Origin of the sequence: Pseudomonas sp. SM4 (assembly GCF_051913165.1) — a bacterium.
In the GTDB taxonomy this organism is placed as follows: Bacteria; Pseudomonadota; Gammaproteobacteria; order Pseudomonadales; family Pseudomonadaceae; genus Aquipseudomonas.
On sequence record NZ_JBODOE010000002.1, the window covers coordinates 317,162 to 337,210 of the forward strand.

Annotated in this window: 14 protein-coding genes; 8 read left to right on the forward strand and 6 right to left on the reverse strand. The window is 58.2% G+C overall.

Annotation, left to right across the window (positions count from 1 at the left end; genetic code table 11):
• Nucleotides 1-6: 6 nt before the first annotated feature.
• Complete coding sequence (locus ACQ4MY_RS04445) at nt 7-855, reverse strand: transporter substrate-binding domain-containing protein (protein ID WP_008078012.1); 849 nt, start codon at nt 853-855, stop codon at nt 7-9.
• A 536-nt stretch (nt 856-1,391) separates the two neighbouring features.
• Here ACQ4MY_RS04445 and ACQ4MY_RS04450 point away from each other — a divergent pair.
• Nucleotides 1,392-1,856, forward strand: a complete 465-nt coding sequence (locus tag ACQ4MY_RS04450; protein WP_440093971.1) for a thioredoxin family protein — start codon at nt 1,392-1,394, stop codon at nt 1,854-1,856.
• 120 nt (nt 1,857-1,976) lie between these two features.
• On the opposite strand, the gene ACQ4MY_RS04455 is transcribed toward ACQ4MY_RS04450, so the two are convergent.
• Together ACQ4MY_RS04455 and ACQ4MY_RS04460 are read right to left on the reverse strand one after the other, a co-directional pair.
• A complete protein-coding gene (locus ACQ4MY_RS04455) occupies nt 1,977-3,536 on the reverse strand; it encodes a TerC family protein (protein WP_008077858.1) in 1,560 nt (519 codons plus the stop codon).
• Between the two features lie 343 nt (nt 3,537-3,879).
• Nucleotides 3,880-4,920: an Ldh family oxidoreductase gene (locus tag ACQ4MY_RS04460; protein ID WP_440093972.1), complete on the reverse strand. Its 1,041-nt coding sequence runs from the start codon at nt 4,918-4,920 to the stop codon at nt 3,880-3,882.
• Between the two features lie 240 nt (nt 4,921-5,160).
• Here ACQ4MY_RS04460 and ACQ4MY_RS04465 point away from each other — a divergent pair, with 240 nt between their 5' ends.
• Entirely contained in the window at nt 5,161-9,945 is a 4,785-nt protein-coding gene (locus ACQ4MY_RS04465; RefSeq protein WP_440093973.1) for a dermonecrotic toxin domain-containing protein, read from the forward strand.
• Nucleotides 9,946-10,006: 61 nt separating this feature from the next.
• Here ACQ4MY_RS04465 and ACQ4MY_RS04470 read toward each other — a convergent pair whose 3' ends face one another.
• Nucleotides 10,007-10,276 (reverse strand): PepSY domain-containing protein, encoded by a 270-nt coding sequence (locus ACQ4MY_RS04470; RefSeq protein ID WP_008077864.1) that lies wholly within the window; start codon nt 10,274-10,276, stop codon nt 10,007-10,009.
• A 152-nt stretch (nt 10,277-10,428) separates the two neighbouring features.
• On the opposite strand from ACQ4MY_RS04470, the gene ACQ4MY_RS04475 reads away from it, so the two are divergent.
• Nucleotides 10,429-11,433 (forward strand): FecR family protein, encoded by a 1,005-nt coding sequence (locus tag ACQ4MY_RS04475; RefSeq protein ID WP_440093975.1) that lies wholly within the window; start codon nt 10,429-10,431, stop codon nt 11,431-11,433.
• A 56-nt stretch (nt 11,434-11,489) separates the two neighbouring features.
• Here ACQ4MY_RS04475 and pvdQ read toward each other — a convergent pair whose 3' ends face one another.
• A complete protein-coding gene (gene pvdQ / locus ACQ4MY_RS04480; RefSeq protein WP_440093977.1) occupies nt 11,490-13,835 on the reverse strand; it encodes a bifunctional acylase PvdQ in 2,346 nt (781 codons plus the stop codon).
• A gap of 297 nt (nt 13,836-14,132) precedes the next feature.
• On the opposite strand from pvdQ, the gene ACQ4MY_RS04485 reads away from it, so the two are divergent.
• On the forward strand, nt 14,133-14,507 hold the full coding sequence (locus ACQ4MY_RS04485; protein WP_045122940.1) for a fe2+ zn2+ uptake regulation protein: 375 nt from the start codon (nt 14,133-14,135) through the stop codon (nt 14,505-14,507).
• Between the two features lie 18 nt (nt 14,508-14,525).
• Here ACQ4MY_RS04485 and ACQ4MY_RS04490 read toward each other — a convergent pair whose 3' ends face one another.
• Nucleotides 14,526-14,714 carry a hypothetical protein gene (locus tag ACQ4MY_RS04490; RefSeq protein WP_008077621.1) on the reverse strand — a complete coding sequence of 63 codons (189 nt, stop codon included), beginning with the start codon at nt 14,712-14,714 and terminating at the stop codon, nt 14,526-14,528.
• Between the two features lie 157 nt (nt 14,715-14,871).
• Between ACQ4MY_RS04490 and ACQ4MY_RS04495 the strand changes: the two genes are divergently transcribed.
• The 4 genes from ACQ4MY_RS04495 to ACQ4MY_RS04510 all read left to right on the forward strand — a co-directional run bounded on the left by ACQ4MY_RS04495 (nt 14,872) and on the right by ACQ4MY_RS04510 (nt 20,048).
• Nucleotides 14,872-15,012, forward strand: coding sequence for a hypothetical protein (locus ACQ4MY_RS04495; protein ID WP_440093979.1), 141 nt, complete (start codon nt 14,872-14,874; stop codon nt 15,010-15,012).
• 243 nt (nt 15,013-15,255) lie between these two features.
• Entirely contained in the window at nt 15,256-16,503 is a 1,248-nt protein-coding gene (locus ACQ4MY_RS04500; protein WP_440093981.1) for an MFS transporter, read from the forward strand.
• Between the two features lie 10 nt (nt 16,504-16,513).
• On the forward strand, nt 16,514-17,644 hold the full coding sequence (locus tag ACQ4MY_RS04505; protein WP_440093982.1) for a LuxE/PaaK family acyltransferase: 1,131 nt from the start codon (nt 16,514-16,516) through the stop codon (nt 17,642-17,644).
• A gap of 1 nt (nt 17,645) precedes the next feature.
• A complete protein-coding gene (locus tag ACQ4MY_RS04510) occupies nt 17,646-20,048 on the forward strand; it encodes an aldehyde dehydrogenase family protein (protein ID WP_440093984.1) in 2,403 nt (800 codons plus the stop codon).
• Nucleotide 20,049 lies beyond the last annotated feature (1 nt).

The following is a 20,049-nucleotide window of genomic DNA, read 5'->3' on the forward strand; positions in this document are numbered from 1 at the left end:
ACGGGATCATTTGAATTCGACGGGGAAACCGATCGCGGGCGATGGCAGATCAACACCGAACCATTGCTTGAACGACGCCGCATAAGTCGGGAATTCAACCCCGGTCATGGCTTCATGCAAGGCGGTGTTGACGAAGTTCAGCCAGTCCTGATCGCCGCGTTTGACAGCGCAGGCATAGGTTTGCGGGCTCCAGGCGTAAGTCGGGCTGCGATAACGGCCAGGGTTCTGCACCATCAGGTATTTGACCGAGGACTGGTCGGTGGCGGCGGCATCGGCGCGACCGGAGTTCACCGCCTGATACATCAGGTCGACACTGTCGTACTGGTCAACCTTGGCTTTCGGCAGAGCCTGATGCACGAGTTCTTCGGCGTAGACGTTTTGCAGAACGGCCACGGTGACGCCGTCGCCAGCGGCTTGCAGGTCTTCGATTTCCTTGTACTTGCTGTTGTTTGGCAGCAACAGACCGACGCCTTCGCGATAGTACGGCAGCGTGAACGCCACTTGCTGCGCGCGGCTGGCAGTGACGGTGATGAACTGGCAGCTCATGTCGACCTTGTCGGTCAGCAGATTGGGAATCCGCGCATCGGACGACTGCACCACGAACTCTACCTTGCTCGGATCGTTGAACAGGCCTTTGGCGACGATGCGCGCGATGTCGATATCAAATCCCTGCAACTTGCCATCCGCGCCCTGGAAATGCCATGGCGCATTGGTGCTCCCGGTGCCCACGATCAATTTGCCACGGGCCAGCACGCTGTCGAGCTTACTGTCGGCTGCCTGAGCGAGCCCCATGACAGTGGAAGAAGCCGCAAGAACAAAAACACACGCTTTGAACAAGGAAGGTCGGCGATGCATGGCAAGCACTCCAGGATTTGTGTTTATTCCGCTATACCGGAACACGGTTTGTTACTACGGAATAGACAGCAGAAAGTGTGCCACAGGAATGGGCGGACGTCCTGGAGAATATGAAATGTGATGTGAATCAGAGGGATGGAAGCAGGTGGAAAAAATGCCTAACGTGAACGTCTAGATACCAGCGCTACATTTAGCTACATTTTCTGATGTCGGTGACACATCTGGGCACATCTGCATCAATCTGATGCTTGAATTGGGCGGGGTAAAATTTCGCACGCTACAGGGATAAATTTCAACACCGTGGGACCACGGTCAGCTCCCAGGTGAAGTCTTATCAGGTTATCTGTTTGCATTGTGTAATTGCTGTCTACGAATAGACACGTCCAGGCGTCATTGCCTATCAATGCAGCCTCGGAAGCGGCCCATTGATTCAATACTCAAAAACGCATCTGCACACCTGTCATATCTGACAGTAGATTTGCCTGAGTCCTTACTTGTAACGTCTGCAGACATCAACGGTTATTGAGGCTACCCGGATGAACACGATGACTTCACGTGCAGATCTGGCCCCGGTCTACCGCAAAGCCTTGAAAACCTGGCGCCCGGTGATTTTCTACTTCGCGAATGAAGATTGTCCTGCGTGTGAGTGGGCAAGTCCGGTCTTTCGCCAGGTAGCCGAACCTTTTCGGCATCGGGCCGCCATCTATATGCTCAACACTCGCGAAACACCTCGTCACCCGCTTGTCACTGGAACCCCGACGGTGCTGTTCTATCAGGACGGCAAACTGCTGAAGAAACTCAAAGGCTTCGCCAGTGAAGAAACATTAAGCGAGGATTTCGCCAGGCACATCGGCAAGACCAAAGCCCGTACCGTGCACCAAAAGCCTACGCATGATCTGACCTGGCTACGCAGTACGCTGCGCACTCTGTGCACCCTCCCCCGAACTGCTGGCCGGCGAAATGTGCCGAGTGGTGCGAAAACAACCGACAACATCGCGTGACCCTCTGTATCACTTTCCACCTGTAGGAGCTGCCGCAGGCTGCGATCTTTTGATCTTGTTCTTGAAAACGCCAGGATCAAAAGATCGCAGCCTGCGGCAGCTCCTACAGGGGTAAGTGGTTCAGGGTTGGTTTTGGGTCAGCAATACCCGTGTCACGCGACGCTCTTCGACCTTGACCACGGTCATTTGCCATTCCTCGTAGTCCAGCCGATCGCCAACCATCGGCAATCGATCGAGCAAGCTCATCACCAACCCGGCCAACGTCTGGTAATCCTCGGTCGGCTCTGCGCCGAACCCGGTACGCTGCCGAACTCGCATCAGGTTCAGCGCGCCGCTGACCATGAACCCGCCGTGCTCCTCGATCACATCCGGGCCTTCGATTTCGCTGGCATCAGGCAGCTCGCCGGCAATCGATTCGAGAATATCGGTCATGGTCAAAACGCCGACAAAGTCACCGAATTCATTGACCACGAAGGCAATGTGGGTCGAGGCCGCACGCATTTGCTCCAGCGCGTTGAGGATCGAATAACTGTCGAGCAGATTGATCGTCTGGCGTGCAAGGTGTTCCAGATTCGGCTCTTCGCCGGCCAGGTATTCCTTGAGCAACTCCTTTTTGTGCACGAAGCCCAACGGCTCATCCACCGCGCCATCACGAATCAGCGGCAGACGTGAGTAGGACGAGTGCATCAACTTCGTGCGAATGCGCTCGGCATCGTCTGCCAGATCAATGCAGTCGACATCGGCGCGCACGGTCATCAGTGCCCGAATCGGCCGTTCGGCCAATTGCAGTACACCACTGATCATTACCCGCTCGCGTCGGTCGAACAGCTCCGCGATCGGTGCGTCGCCATTATCCAACAGGTCGGAAATCTCTTCGCCGACCTCCTCCACGGCCAGCTTGCGGCCGCCCAGCAAACGCATCACCGCATGCGCCGTACGCTCGCGCATCGGCCGCAAACCCTGCATGGAGCGCTTGCGTCGGGCCCTGGCGATCTGGTTGAACACCTCGATCAGGATCGAGAAACCAATCGCCGCGTACAGATAACCTTTCGGGATGTGGAAGCCCAGGCCTTCGGCCGTCAAGGCGAAACCGATCATCATCAAAAAGCCCAGACACAGCATGATCACGGTCGGGTGCGCATTGACGAAGCGCGTCAATGGCTTGCTCGCGACGATCATCAGGCCGATGGAAATGATCACCGCGATCATCATCACCGCCAGTTCATCGACCATGCCCACAGCGGTAATGACCGCGTCCAGCGAGAACACCGCGTCGAGTACCACAATCTGCGCCACGATCGGCCAGAACAGCGCATACGCCGTGTTACTCGAACGCTCGCCGACATGCCCCTCCAGACGCTCATGCAATTCCATGGTGGCCTTGAACAACAGGAACACGCCACCAAACAGCATGATCAGGTCACGGCCGGAAAAGCTCTTGTCGAACACTTCGAACAACGGCTGAGTGAGCGTCACCAGCCAGGAAATACTCGCCAACAGGCCCAGGCGCATGATCAGTGCCAGCGACAAGCCAATGATCCGCGCGCGGTCACGCTGATGCGGAGGCAGTTTGTCCGCCAGAATCGCGATGAACACCAGGTTGTCGATGCCCAGCACCAACTCCAGCACGATCAGTGTCAAAAGTCCCAGCCAGGCCGTGGGATCCGCTAACCATTCCATAAAATGTCTCGATCTCTCTTCAGTGAATTCAGGCTGCCGGACACGGCAAAGTGCAACGCGAAAGCTCTGAGGCTGCGTTGTCTACGATGTTCGGGAGTCGGAAAACTGGATGCTGCGAGTGCGTCAAGACCGCGCCATGGCGCAGGGAAAACGGAAAACTGGGAGGCTCCGAGAGGGTGTTCATGCAAGTCCTGAATGGAAAAAGGCCTTGAAGCGTACAGGCACTCGCAGGCATTTCCCCAGCCACAAATTATTTCAAAATCTGTAAGAACGCCTCGGCAATCGCCCTGTAAGGCTGGCTGCCGCCTTCCGCCCGGCAGCCATTTTCACCCGAGTGAATCGCTTAAAATCCTGCCAGGTGCTGAAGTTGTTCCAGGGTCTGCGCCTCCAGCACAATCCCTCGCTCCAGAGATTTTTCCCGCTGCAAATGTCGACGATCACCCGGCAGGCGCTTGAGCCCGACGCCGTGCATCTGCCGCACCAGTTCATGACTGCGCTCGGCAAAACTCTGCCCGGCGGCTTTGCTCGGATCGATCACGATCAGCAATTGACCGGTCCACGGGGTTTTCGCGCCGGGATGATTGTTCCAGTCGAATTCGAAAGAGAAATTGCCCCCCGTCAGCGCCGCCGCCAACAACTCAACCATCATCGACAGGGCCGAGCCCTTGTGACCGCCGAACGGCAGCAACGCACCGCCCTCCAGAATCGCTTTCGGGTCCTGCGTCGGCTGACCAAGGCTGTCGACGCCCATCCCGACCGGCAAACGCTCACCTTTTCGCGCGGCAATCTGCACATCGCCATGGGCAATGGCGCTCGTAGCCAGATCGAAGACAATCGGCGCAGCCCCCGCACGTGGCGCGGCGAAAGCGATCGGATTGGTGCCGAACAGCGGCCGGTCGGCGCCATGCGGCACCACGCAGGTCATGCTGTTGACCACACTCAGGGCCACCAGACCTTCTTCGGCGAAAGGTTCAACGTCCGGCCACAGCGCGGCGAAATGATGCGAGTTGCGAATGGCCAGAACCGCGATGCCGGCACTGCGGGCCTTTTCCACCAACAATGGCCGTGCCGCCTCCAGTGCTGGCTGGGCAAAGCCGTTGGCAGCGTCGACCCGCACAAACCCCGAGGCGACATCTTCGACCTGCGGCACTGCCTGCCCGTTGACCCAGCCGCTGTTGAGGGTCGACACATAACCGGGAATGCGGAACACGCCATGGCTGTGAGCACCGTCACGTTCGGCACCCGCGCAATTGGCGGCCAGCGATCGGGCGACGGCGGCGGAGGTACCGTGGCGCAGAAAAATCGTTTCAAGCAGTTGCGTCAACGCCGCCAGCGACAGCGTTGATGAGACAGCAGACGACACAGGATCGGATGGCGCAGACATCTGAAGCTCCAGATTAATTATTGGAGGGAACAACAGCGTACGAACTCGCGAACCGATTAATCACGCCGCCAAGGCAACGTGTCAACCCTCGAACACGGCGGGCCGGGGCAACGGCGTCACAGATTGGCACATTGCGCCCGGCTGCGTGCGGTAACTATGTACCACCTGCAAAGTCCCTGTGACTCATAACCTAGAGCCTCAATCTATCGGCGCTGCAACGCGCCCCGTCGAGACTCGATCATGTCTGCAGCTGTTTCTCCGTTACTGTTTCCCGAAGCCCTGAAATCGCCCGGTCTCTGGAATGAGCTTGGGCGAACGCATGGCTTGTCCCGCAGGGAATTCGACTGGCTGGCCCACACCCAACTGGCCACCCAGACGCTGCGTAGCCGGCAGATCCCGCCGATGCTGGCGCAGCGCATCCTGCTCAGCGTCACAGGCCTGCCCGCCGTGCCATTGGTCGGCTGTTTTACCCTCGGTGCGACCCCGGATGACGGCGGCGAGATTCTCTACACACCTTATGAAGGTATCAAAAAGCACCACAGCCGCACCGACCTCAAGGAACAGCTGAAAAAACACCTCGATACGCCGGGCACCGCTGAACGTTTATTGGCGTTCCTGCCGATCAGTCAACGCCGACAGCTGCTGGAAGCCGATGACCTTCAGATCAGTTTTCAAAGCATCGGCGACGATATATTCGACGACCAGCGCACGGGCATCACTCAAGCCCAGCAGGTAAACGCGCAAGCGATGCTGGCTGAACTGCAGCAACTCCCCTCCCTCGCTTCAATGATCGAGCACGTCCTGCAAGGGTTGCTCCGGGACGCATTCCCCGGGGTGCAACAGCGTCACACGCGCGTCAGTTTTTACCTCAGTCCTGATCTCGGTATGACCCGACACTGGCTCGACGTCCTGAGTTTGAGCGACGCCGTGCTGATGTATTACCGACACGGAAAATGGCCGCAAGGCTCACTGCACGAGTATTCCAATCCGGCGCAACCGCCGGCGCTGGCAGATCAGGCGCAGTGGGAGAATGCCGTTATCAGCGCTGCAGGTAAATTGACCGTGCTGCTGTTCGAGCGCCTTGAAATGTACTGGCAGTCGCCTTGCGCAGAGGGTTCCACGCGTCGCGTTTTTTTTGCGCAGGCACTTGAAGATCAGGCCCGCGCCGACCTGTTGCTCAAACGAGAAACCAATATCATTGATGCTGCACAGTTCACGACCTTGCACGCCATGATAGAACCGCTGCCGACAGTCTCTCGTCTGCCCACCATCGAGACCGTGCGCATGTGGGAGTACCAGGCCAACTACGTCGAACTGGCAGGCTCGTTGATGATCAGCCACACCAACGCCTACCTGTACACACCGACCCACGGCCTGCAAGTACTCAGGGATTACTCGGATCTCAAGCAAACCCTGCTGAGCAAGTTCAAGCGTGCCGGTCACGAGGACGAACTGTACGGGCTGTTGAATCTTGAGGAACGCAACCGTTTCATCGGTCTCGATCACCCGCAGGTAACGGGCGAAGTCATTTCCGGCGAGATTTTCAAAGTATTGTTTGAATTCATCCTGACCAAACAACGGCGTAACGTCGACTACGCGTTGCAGGTGTTTCGCCACAGCGATGGTGCCGTGGACGCACATGCCCTATGCGACAAGGCGCTGGATATCCGCACGATGCTCCACGAGCAGTTGCTGACGCTCGACAGTTTCGAACGCTGGAGTACCCGCCCGATACTGCTCGGACATCAGCAACCCTCGCAGGTACTGGCCGACAAAACCACGATTGCGATCAAATCGTTCGACGACGTCAAATCCCTTCTGGCCGCCGAATTCGCTGCCCAACCGTTATCGCCCGCGACTGATCAGCGGGCCTATCTGGAGAACATGAAACCAAGGCTGGCGCATGCACTGTTCGTGGGTGTGCGTGGCGAAGCAGAACTCAGGGTCATCCACGGCACGCTGCAGCGCCCCCAGCGGGCAATTGTCGATGCGGTGTTCAATGCTGACCAGCCGACACGCAAGGATCGACGTTCCCTCAACGGTTTTCGCCCGGACGCCTGGTCCCTGACGGTGAACGTGTCCGGGGAGAACAACCCATTGCCTCTCGATCAGTGTGTTCTTCTGACTGAGCGCGGCGGACTCGATACGGAGCACTCCGGCCGGGTGATGCTGTGGACACCTGCGCTGGGACTTCAGGCATTCGACAGCATTGTCAGTGCTCGAAAAGCATTGAACCAGCGACTTCAGGACAGCGTTCAACGACTGGCGTTGCTGGAGAACCTGCGCGCCTATCCACAAATGCTCCACCGCCGATACTCGTTAGGGCCGTTGCAGTTGATCGAAGGCAATGTACTGGATGCCTGCATGCAATCGGCGATCGAGCTCTATCTCGCTCGTGCCGAACAACTGCGCAAGCGCCTGCCGGATCATGCACAAATGACTCAGGCACTGTCTGCTCTGAGAAACAATCTGCTCGAAACCAATCTGCAGCGGGCCACCGACCTTGCCCAGGCCATCCGGCAACAACAATTACTTCCGGCATGGCTGGGCATGGCGCCGCTTGCCGAGCAACAACGCCACCTCGAACTGCTGGAGCAATGGCGCAACAGCGTTATCGATGACAAGGACTACCTGCACGGTATTGCCCCCCTGACCCGCTATGTACGCGAGACGCTGCAATCGTTGCTGGAAGCTCGATTTGCCGGGCGTCATCTGGACCCGCTACAGATCGAAATCACTCCTGATCTGGCGCTCGTCGGGCCGGCACGCAACCTGGTCGAATTCGCCTTGAACCACGTCAACATCGCCCAGGGCACTGGCTTCAAAGTGGCTTCAAGCACCTCGCAGGCATTACCGGCCGGCCTGGATCAACAGGCTGTCCGCCAGATGCTCTTGTCCCTCGCCATCCCGACTGTCTACGCCAAGACGGTGACTGACACGCTTTCGCAAAACACCCCACAGGCCGCTGTCCGCAAGCAGCGTTTCTTACGACAAGTTCCCTGGCAACTGCTGCAACATGCCCACGCATTGAAACTGCAACAGCGCTTGTCCGAGCAGGCCTACGACCTGATCAGCCAGGTGTTGGACATGCCGGATGGCAAGGCACGCGCCAGCGTCGAGGGCGCTCATGCGCGCGTATCGCCGCTGGCACTGATCAAGACGCCCGGCGCTGCACCGGTGGAAACACTGGCAATGTACGTGATCGACTCATCGCGACCTGGCCCAACCGTGCTCTACACACCCTATGCCGAGGAGGCGTTTCGCGAATTCGCCAGCGAGACCGATCTGATCAGCGCGCTGAATACGCCGGGCTCACTGCAGGATTTGCTGATTCGACGCTCGCCCGAACATCAGCAAGCATCGTTGCGCGGTTTATTAGCGTCGAGCGTCGGCGAAGCCAGCGAAATGACGTTATCGGTCAATGCCGTCGACAACCATTTCCTGTCCCGTTTGTACCAGGACAACATCGCCCTCTTGCCGCACCTGCTCGCCAGTCAAGTGCAACGTACTGCCCAAGCGGATTGGGAGGCGGCCAAAAACCTCTTCAGCGATGGCATCAAACTGATCTCCGGCCTGTTGCCGGGCAAACTCGCCTACGTTTCATTTCTCTGGCAAAGCTACAAAGACTTCAAGGACTCCGCCGAAGCCTTGCAGGATCATCACTGGAAACGCGCGCTGAAGGCGTTTATCGCCGGTGCTCTGCAAATGATCAGCATGGGTCGTCTATCGATGGAGGAATCCGCTGAAACCGCTGCGGAGAGCGCGTCGCAGCCCCGGCAAATCTCTCCAGCGCCCGTCCATCGCGCCCAGATAAATCCGACGGCACCGTCACGCACCGAGTTGCAATCGTTCGAGTCCACAGCCGTCGCATTGTCCGAACTGCGCCATGACGCCGAAAGCGCGACTTACCTCAATACCCACGACAGACGCACCTACGCGGCCATTGCCGGCAAGGTTTACCGTGTCGACAAACCAGGTGTTGTGTGGCGAATGGTTAACGACCGTACCTATGGTCCCAGTTTGCATAAAACTGCCACGCAACTGGTGCTGGACCCGGACCGGCACACCATCCACTACGGCAAGGCCATGTCGAAAATGTACAACCGGTATGCGACCGACCGCGAACGCCGACTGGTGCTGAACATCGAAGCACACGGTATGGAGGATATTCGCGCCAAACACCCGGACAAGGAGCGCATGTTGGTCCAGGCCGTCGATATGGCCCGCTACTATGCGTTCAACAGCCTGCACAATCTGGCGCAGTTGAAAAGGGACCTTCCCGGAACGCGTCTGGATCGTTTCCTCAAGTCGTTTTTTGATGTAAACACCGTCGACAGCACGCTTCTCGGCAAAGTGAAAAACGCGATCGTCCCCGTCTGTACGGCGCTGGTGGATCCTGCGGAAGATCTGATGAACACCGATCGTTTCATCATCGGCTCGAACAAATATCCCGAGGCCAACCTGATCGCGTTTGTGCTCGATGATGACGAGCATCGCAAGGTGCATTTCACCGAGAAATTTTTCGCCCAACAACTGGATTGGTACAAGTCTTCGCTGACCGAACCTTTCAATGTCGACGGGCATGCCCAGGCGTCCATTCTGATCCATGAATTCGCTCATCAACGTTGCAATGCCGTCGACATTGCCTCGCTGGAAGCCCGACGACCGTTTACCGATCTGATTGAAACGATTACCGGCCAGGGCGCGGCGATGAAAAACTCCCAGCAGACCTTCCAGCGTGAGGCGCTGTCTCTGGCGACCCCGCGACAAGAGTTGTTTTCCCGCTGGAGCGACAAGCGTCAGTCGTGGATCGGGTTCGATCAGATCGCGGAAATGTCCAATGTCAGCAAGGAAATTCTCGACGCGACACTGAGCCCCACACTGGCGGCGGCACGCGACGCATTCCTCGATCAACAGACGCCTTATCCGCGAATTGAGACGATCTTGCGCAATGCCGATTCGATTGCCTTTCTGATTTGCGAGATGGGCAGGCAGCTCGATCCGGTGCCGGCTGGTTCGCCGTAGCCCAGGCAAAAAAAATGCGCAGGCCTGGCCTGCGCATGTGCTGGTTGGTTTGAAGCGCGGATCAGTCCTTCTGATCCCTCAAGATATTGCCGGAAGCGCCATCGATGCGAAATTCGTAGACCACGCCATCAGCCTTGCGCCCTTCGCCCTTCCAGTAGCCATTGTTGTCGGCTTCGATTTCATAGACTTCAACGTAACCGGCCTTGGTCTTGACGGTTTCGATGGCTTTTTCAATGGTAATCCAGCCAGCACCTGGCTTGTCCGCCCATGCAGCACCCGCACTGAGCAACGTGGCAGTGGCAATCACGGCGGCGAAGGTTCTTTTGATCATTTTTTCACTCCATTTATGGATAGTAGTCAGTGGCGTCCTGCTTTTTGGGCGTCAGAGCGAAAAATAAGTTCCACTTTGATGGTTAATTGCCATGACTGATGTTCTCGGCAACTTCCCCTCAAGGTTAGAATGTGCGAAATCAGGACGAGTCAATGACCCAAGACACTCTATCGGAAGCCGAATACGATGCGATCACTGATGCCGCCGCGCATTGGTGCATGCGTCTGCACGCCGCCGACTGCACGGACGAAGAGCGTCGCGCATTCGAACAATGGCATGCCGCTCACCCCCTGCATGCGTTCGAGTATGAGGCCATGCTGGAAATCTGGGACGTTGCCGAGCATCTGCCGCGCCCGGAACCTGCGCCTGTCGTGCTGCCAGGCAGCCAGCGTTCCCGTCCATGGCGTCAATATGCGGTAGCTGCCGGTGTCTGTGTGCTTGCGCTGCCACTGGCGGCGTACACCGGCTGGAATCTCGGCTGGTTGCCCAACAGCTATCAGCATTTCGCCGCCACTGATGCGGTGCGTCAGGTGACCCTGAGTGACGGCAGCCAACTTGAACTGAACCTCAATACGGATCTGACCTTCAGCAACTACAAGAATGAACGTCGCGTCACGCTGAAAAAAGGCGAAGCGTTCTTCACCGTCAGCCACGACCTGAATCACCCGTTTATCGTTCGTGCAGGCGAAGGCCAGATTCGCGTGACCGGTACGCGGTTCAACGTCTGGTTGTATGAAGATCAGGTGCGGGTGAACCTGATTGAAGGTTCGGTATTGGTGACCAGCGATGCCACACTGCCGGGCGATGGCTTGCGCCTCGGGCCGTCGATGCAGGCCCGTTACAGGCACGGTGATTACATGCCGCAGATCAGCCAGACCTACGCCAACGACACAGCGTTGGCCTGGCGCAGCGGCAAACTGGTGCTGGACAATCTGGCCCTCAATGAAGCGCTGCCGCTGATCAACCGTTACCTGAACAATCCGTTGATGCTCGCCGACACCAGTACCGGCTCGATTCGGGTTGGCGGCGTCTACAACATCAAAGAGCTGCACAATCTGGTGAACTCCCTGCCCAAAGTGCTGCCGGTCTATCTGACACGCAACAAGGAAGGCAACCCGGTCATCAACTCGTTGCCGCAAAAACCGGTAAAAAACTGAAGGCCACCTCCTTTGACGGAATGTGGCCCTCGGGTCTTGCTGTAGACACAATCCAGTTATTGCGCCGCGACTTTCCCTGCCTTGTCCACGGTCTCGCCGACCGTCTGCACCTGATACTGCGGGTCAGCCTGGATCTGCTGCTCGGTAAACGGCAACACACTCCACTGCTTCTTCGAAAAGGCCTCGGTCTGGTCACGCGAGTATTTCGACGCTGGATCACTGGACAGCGAGAACGCCAACAGCCCCTGCGCATGCGGTCCTTTTTCGTCGAACGTCACGACTTGCAGGTAGCTGGTGCCACTGACCACCTCAAGCTTGCCATCCTCGCGCGGAACACTTTGAATCGCGTTGTAAATACCTAACGTCCCCGGCCCGCCGTGGATAGGCGTCTGTTGGCCACCACTGCTGACCACCTGGATATCACCCCAGCGCGTTTGCGCCTTGAGGCCCATTTTGCCGGTCGACTCGGCAGAGGCCAGCATCGCTTCGCGCAGTGCCTGTGCCACGGCCGGTTGCTTGACCGCCAGACCGCGCGGGGTATGTTGCGCATCGTTCGGATCGAAGGCGACACTCCAGATATCCGGCGATTCCTGCAGCGCCTGCATGATGTGCTGGAAATGCACCAGGCCCAGGCCCGAATCGAGGTTTGCCCGACCATCCCAGGCTTTGAGGCTGGCGCACACAGGCTTCAATGTCGCTGCGTCGGCGCCCAGGTCAGCCGCGCAAAACTTCAGCAGATCCGGGAGCACCAGTGTCGCCAGATACACCTGATCGTCCATGACCATTTGTTGCAGGTCCTGCACCGCCAGCGAGCCTTTTTTGCTCAGTTGACCCAACCGGTCAAGGGCGAACCGGGAGCGTAATCCCAGCGGTTGGCCTTGTTGACTGATCAGCGGCGAGAAACCCGTCAATGGTTGCGCGGGGTTGGCCAGCCACGCGGAATCGTTGGAGTGCTGGACAAAGTCCTTACGCAGCAATTGCGGTAATTGACTGGCTGCATAAATACCCTTCTGCGCCGCTTGCGGATCAATGTCCCAGGCGCAGGCGCTATTGGCGCCGTCCAGCACGATCATCTGCAAACCGGCACGCGGGTCACTGCACTTGGCCAGCTTGTCGACGCTGACATTCGGCACCACCGACAGATTCATGTACAGCGTCTGCCCCTGGTCATCCACGGCCAGGGTATTGACCCAGGGAATACCCTGAATCTTGTGTACCGAATCCTGCAAGTCCTTAAGACTGGTGGCCTGATTCATCGCGTACCACTGCTTCAGCACGCGGTCGTTGTCGAGATTGGCATCACGCAGGCTGTAAGCAAACTGGTTATCCCAGTCGAGCTTGCCCGGCCATTGCACAATCGGGCCGAACTGCGAGCTATAGACGTCACGCGCCACCGGCACCACTTGGCCGTCGGCCTGTTTGACCTGCACCGTCACGGTCTGCTTGCTCATCGGCAGCGATTGGCCGTCCAGCAGATAGCGTGTCGGGTCTTTCGGATCAAGCTGAAGGCGATACAGCGTGAAGTGCTTGGACGAGTCGACGGTGTGCGTCCACGCCAGATGCTGGTTGAAGCCGATATTGATCATCGGCAAGCCGGGCAATGCGGCGCCCATGACGTCGAGTTTGCCGGGGATGGTCAGGTGCATCTGATAAAAACGCATGCCGCCCACCCACGGGAAATGCGGATTTGCCAACAACATGCCACGGCCATTGAATGAGCGCTCGCTGCCCACGGCCACCGCGTTGCTGCCACGGTCCAGGGCAAAACGCTGCTGACGCGCGTCGGCCAACTGGTAAGCGTGGTTGTCGTGCTCGATGCGCGCGGTGGCTTGCGGCGGCGTGGCGCCCGCCAAGGCTTCGGCAAACTGGCCAACGCCACCTTCCACCAGCAGACGCCGGGTCAGCTTCACCAGATCCTCTGGGGCGATATCGCGCACCCATTCGCCCTGGCACTGCTGCGGCAAGCCTTGCTGGCGACGCTCGGCGAGATAAGTGTTGTAGCCGGCGGCATAACCCTCGACCAGATCACGCACCTGAGCGGTTTGCGCCTGCCAGAACGTCTGGACGGCCTCAGGGGTATTGAGCCATGTGAAGAACACATCACTGACGCGATTCTCGCGCTCTTCGACGGTGAATTGATCGGGGCCGAAATAACGTGAACGCTGGCCATTGACCGTAACGATCTCATTGGCCAGCAGGCAAAGGTTGTCCTGTGCGTAGGCGTAGCCGATGCCAAAACCCAGGCCACGCTCATTTTCTGCACGGATGTGCGGAACACCAAAACCGGTGCGGCGGATATCGGCATGGGCCTCAGAGGCCGTACTGAAGGCATGCGCCGACAGACTCAGTCCGAAAAACATACTGGCAAGGGTCAGCCGTGTTAACTGCCTGGAAATAATCACGCTCGCTCCTGATCGAAATACCGAGGAGCGGATCTGACCTTGCCACGCGAATGGGACGGCAGCGGATCCGCTCTGGAAACACCCACGCGTCCACGCGCAATGAGCCTGTCCAAGAAACGAAACCGGAGAAAAAAATTTAGCCCGACAAAGGGCATTCTCGAGCCGTGAAAACGTGGAAAAGACGAAATGGCGACGAATTTTCTACATTTTTTCTTTCATGATTTGTCGAGCTGAAACGTCTTGTTTAGAGAGAGCAAAAAAACCTTTGCCGATCAGGCCCTGAAAAGGAGTAATCGCATGTACAACTCGCAACTACCAACGGAAGGTAGCCAGGCGCCACAAGGAGCTTCCATGAGCCCGCACGCGAGCGATTTCGGACAACGCGTGGAACGTCACGGCAACGAACGTATCCGGTTGCTGCTGAAAAGTTTTGGTCTGCGCACCAGCCTGATTCGCCTGAAAGTCATCGACGCCTTGCTGGTCGCGGCACAAACCGACCGTCGTCTGGGCGTTCGCGGTGTGCACAGCCAGTTGCTGGACCTGGACATCCCGCTGTCGTTTCTCAGTGTGCGCGAAGTCCTCAAGCGCCTGTGCGCCGAAGGCGTCATTACGTTCAATGCGGATAAGAGCTACAGCCTGCATCCACAGGCCGCGGCCCTTCTCACCGAGTAAAACCTGCTGCGATTGCCGTCAGGATTTGACCTTGCGGCGCAGCACGGCATTGATAATCACCACGACCACTGCAACCCCGATGGCGATGTACTGGAACATTTTCTCGGTGATCATTCCCGCGTTTTGCAGCCAGGACAGGCCGAGCATGATCAGCAGCACGGACACGGCGATCACAATCGAATAAATCAAGCGTTGCTTGTGGGTCATTGCGGGTTCCTGAAACGTTTGAATGTATCTGGTTTGTATCCGCTTGCATGCCATGCGCATACCGTTTCACGGGGATGCGCTGCAACAAACGGGGTCTCATGTTACAGCCGATGAAGAGTTTTGGCTTCATGACGGCTTAACCATGAGGATTTTTGAAATGCTGCGTCGAATCACCTGGCTGATTCCCGTTCTCGCCCTGCTGACCCTGAGTGGCTGCATCATCTTCCCCCACGGCGGCTGGCACGGCGATCACCATCGTTATTACCTGGGTGGCCCTGGCTATTACCAACATCGATAGAACAGGATTGTTCGCCCCGCCTCCCAGCCATTGAATGCCTGAGGCGAGGAATAGACCGCCGATCCACCTCCTCCCAATGCCCGCCTCTGCGCGGGCATTTCTGTTTCTGCGCAACGGCGCCGTTCAACCCGGTTAAATACGCTGCAAGCATTTGAAATCTAATGTCGCAGCAAACCGTTAGGCTCTCTGAGCCTCTGCACCTAGTCTCCAGCAAGCTTTCTCGACTTGCTAACAAGGACGCCCATGCAGAGAACTCTAATCAATATCCGGCCCGCGAAACTCATCGGTTTCTGCCTGGCCCTAACAGGGTTCGAGCTGCTGACCTATCTGGCCAGTGACATGATCATGCCGGCAATGCTGGCCATAACAGATGAATTCGAAGCCGATACACGGCACGTTCCGAACGCGTTCAATCTCTACCTGATCGGCGGTGTCTGCCTGCAATGGCTGATTGGTCCGCTGTCCGATCGACTGGGGCGTCGATGCTTGCTCTTGAGCGGGTGCGCGCTGTTCAGTGTCGCCTGCATCGCCGCCGTCACGACGCGGCATATTGAAACATTCAACCTGCTGCGCCTGATCCAGGGCATGGGGCTGGGCTTCGTCGTGGCGGTCAGCTATCCAGCCCTGCAAGAAGTGTTCTGCGAAGCCGACGCCGTGCGCCTGATGGCGTTGCTCGGGAACGTCGCGCTGCTGTCACCGTTGCTGGGGCCGTTATTCGGCAGCCTGTTGCTGGAATGGCTGACCTGGAGAGAGCTGTTCTATAGCCTGGGTCTGGCGGCAGCCGGTATCTGGCTCGGACTGTACGTCTGCATGCCGGAAACAGTGGGCGTGGCGCGCCGTGATGGCCAGCAATTGGCGCCAGCCGCTCTGTGTTGGCGGCAAACGTGCCAGCGTTATGGGGCGCTGCTGAGCAATCGCCGATTCCTCTGCGCAAGCCTCGCACTCGGCCTGATGAGCCTGCCATTGATTGCCTGGATCGGGCTCTCGCCTTTATTGCTGATTCAGTTGCAGGGCCTGACTCCGCGAGCCTATGGCCTGTGGCAAATTCCGATCTTTTCGGGCGTCATCGCCGGCAATCTGGTATTGGCCCGCTTGCTCGTCAACCACACCCTGCCCAGCTTGATTCGTCTTGCCCTGTGGCCATTCTGCACCGGTCTTGCAGGGCTCATCGCCTGCGCATTGCTGACCACTGACGCTGGGCCAGTGGTTGCCAGCCTGGCGCTGTACTGCGTCGGGCTGGGCATCAGCAACGCCGCACTTTTTCGCTTGGCCCTGTTTGCAAGTGATGACGGCAAAGGCCTGGTCAGCGCCACCATCGGCATGCTCTCGATTGCCGTGATGGGCGCTGGCGGCCTTGTCATTGCGGCTAACGGCGGCGGCAATCGCCTTGAGCACTTCGCGCTGTGGGCAGCCTTTGGCGGTCTGCTGTGCCTGCCGTTCCTCTACGGGTTCTTGAAGGGTACCGACACCCCCGGAACTCAATCTCGATAAAGGAATATTGATGACCTCTTTCCCTTTCAGTGACGCGCTTTGCGCGTTACCGCACCCCTATTGCCCGGATTCAGTACCTGACGGTCTGTTTGACCAGGCCATGGCCGAAATCAGCCGGTTTCATTGCCAACAGACCCCCGACTACGAACGCTGGCTGAACGCTAACGGTCTCGCCATACAAGACCTGGAGCAGATGAAGGACTGGTCGCTGTTGCCTCCGATCTTTGCCAACTTCTTCAAGCAACGACTGCTGTCGAGCAGCACCGGGAAGGATGCACTCGAGCTCACCTCTTCCGGCACCACCGGCAAGAAAAGCCGTCTGCGCTATGACAAGCGCAGCATGGCCGCCGCGCAGTTCATGGTCGAACGCATTTTCGATCATTACCACTGGAATACCCCAGATACCCCCTGCAATTACCTGCTGCTGAGCTACGAACCTGAAGGCCGTATCACCCTGGGGACTTCCTACACCGACCAGTTTCTCTGTCGTTTTGCCCCCATCAATCGCCTGGTTTACGGACTGCGCCTCACCGGAGACAGGCATGAGTTCGACGTGTTCGGTGTGATTGCCGCGTTGCAGTCCTTCGCCGAAGAAGGCCTGCCGGTGCGAATTTTCGGTTTTCCGGCTTTTTTGTGGCAGGCCCTCGAACGAATGCGCGACACAGGGGTAGCCGATGTCCAGTTGCCGGCACGGTCGCTGGTGTTTTTCGGTGGAGGCTGGAAAACCCAGGCGGCACGACAAATCCCCAAATCAACACTGTATGCCCGCATTCACCAGCAATTGGGCATTGAAACGGCGTCCTGTCGCGATGGCTACGGCGCGGTGGAGCACCCCGTGCCTTACATAGAATGTGCCCGCCATCATTTTCACGTGCCGGTCTATTCGAAAGCGTACGTGCGCAATCCTGCAGATTTTTCCGTTTTGCCTTACGGCCAGAAAGGGCTCTTGGGCTTCGTCTCGCCCTACATCTCGTCCAGCCCTGCGCATGCGGTGGTGATGAGTGACCTGGCGACATTACATCCCGGTCAGCACTGCGGTTGCGGGCTGACCAGCGACTGGTTCGAGCTGCACGGTCGTGCAGGCACTGACACCGGTAGAAGCTGTGCCATGGCGGCAGCCGAACTGCTCGGAGGGCATTGATATGTACTTGATTGAAGGGAATCTGCACACCGACATCCATTTCGACGAAGCGCTGGGCCTTCTATACCCACAGCTTCCGCAGTACCTGGGCACAGCGCTGACAAGTGCAACGGTGATCGACGCCGCCGCACAGTTCGCTGAACACCTGCACAACACCCCTTTGGCGGTGGAACTGGAGGCTGAACAATGTCAGGCGTTGAGCGACTTCTGCCATCCCGATGCATTACGCGCCAAGCTTGAACGCGAACTGGGCGACCATCCTGATTCGTTGCGGCGGTTTGATTATTGCCAACCTCGCTTTGAACGCTGGAGCCCCCTTGGGCTGGTGGTGCACATCACGCCATCCAACGCGCCGCTGTTGGCATTCTGCGCGGTGCTTGAAAGCCTGCTGGCCGGCAATATCAATTGGTTGCGTCCCAGCAGCAGTGATCAGGGGCTGACCGCGCGGTTGCTCCAGGCCCTGGTGCAGTGCGATCCAAGTGGACAACTGGCGCACTACATCGCGGTAATACCGGTCAGCACCGAGCATATCGCCCGGCTGTGCAAACACGCCAACGGGGTGGCTGCCTGGGGTGGGGAATCGGCCCTGCAGGCTATCCGCCGGCAAATTCCGGCCGGATGTCGCTGGATCGATTGGGGCCATCGCATCAGCTTCGTCTACATGACGCCGGATGCCGCCAACACGCAGGCACTGGAGGCGGTGGCGGATGAAGTTTGCCGCCTCGATCAGCAAGCCTGCTCCAGCCCGCAATGGCTACTGATAGACAGTGATGACGCGGATGTTCTGCGTGACATCGGCGCACGCCTGGCGGCGGCGTTCGAACGCCGTACCGGGCAGTGGCCCGCGCTGGTCCCGACGCTGCAAGAAGCTTCGCAGATCACCACCGATACCCAGATGGTGCGGTTGGCACAGAGTTTTTCCGGACAAACCGGCCATGTCTGGAATGCACCGGGCTGGCGAGTGATCTGGGCGCATGACCGGCAACTCAGGCCCTCGCCACTGTTTCGCAGCGTACTGCTCAAACCCGTGCCTCGCGCATCGCTCACCCAGACCTTGCACACCTGGCGCAACGTCTTGCAGAGCTGCGCGCTGATCTGCAATGAACTGCAGACCGCAGCGCTTGCGCAATCACTGATCAGTGCCGGCGTCACACGCATTGCCCCGATCAACGGCATCCACGACGGCTATGACGGGGAACCCCATGACGGCGTCTACGCGCTACAGCGATTGTGTCGACGCGTGTCAGTCAGTTTGTCCGCGACCACGCTGCCCTTTCACGCCACCCTCGACGGCCCTACCACGTCTGCGCCGCCCGGCAATCGACCGATCATGAGCAAAGAGGCATTTATCAACGAACCGGTACAACCGGCAGCCCGGCTGTTTTTCCGCTCGGGAGGCAGTAGCGGCACCCCGACACTGTCGGGCTACAGCTACCGCGACTTTGAGCGCCAGATGCGCGCCACTGCTGACGGATTATTGGCCGCCGGACTCGATCCGACCTGCGATCGGGTGATGAATCTGTTCTTCAGTGGTGGGCTGTACGGCGGCTTTTTCAGCTTCGCCAAAGTCCTGGAATTGATGGGCGCGACGCATTTGCCAATGGGTACCACCGCCGATGAAGACTACCGTGAAATCGCGCAGCTGATCATTGACCAGCGGGTGACGGTGCTGATGGGCATGCCGAGTACCCTGCATCGACTGTTTCTCAACGAGCACGAACGACTGCGCGCCTACGGCGCTATCAGCAAGGTATTTCTGGGCGGTGAACATCTCAGCGAACACAGTCGCGAATTACTGCACAGTTGCGGCGTCTCCAGCATTCGTTCGGCGATTTATGGCAGCGTCGACGCCGGCCCGCTGGGCCACGCCTGCAAAGCGAGCGGGGACGGCGTGTTTCATCTGATGAGCGATATTCAGCAACTGGAAATCGTCGCGTTCGATGAGGACACCCCTGTCATCGGAAATGAGATCGGTCGACTGTTGTTCACTTCCAGTGCCCGGGAAGGTCAGCGCGTTGAACGTTACGACGTGGGCGATAGCGGTCGCTGGGTACCCGGTTCCTGCACCTGTGGCCTGCCCTCCCCGCGATTCGAACTGTTGCAGCGCCACGGCAAGTTGATCCGCATCGGCACCGACTTCATCTGTTTGAATGAATTGGCCGAGCACCTGCAATGCCCTTTCCAACTGCTGCTCGACCACACACCCGAGGGTGTCGAGCGCATGCGTGTGCGCTGCGGACACTCACCCACTGATGTTCGGGCGCGACTGTCGAACTACGCAACGTTGGCGACCGCCAATGCAAGGGGGCTGTTGGTTATAGACGTTGAAGTCTGTGCGATCGAACAGTTCACGCGAAACAGACACAGCGGCAAAACGCCCCTTCTGATTGATTCGCGGCGATGAC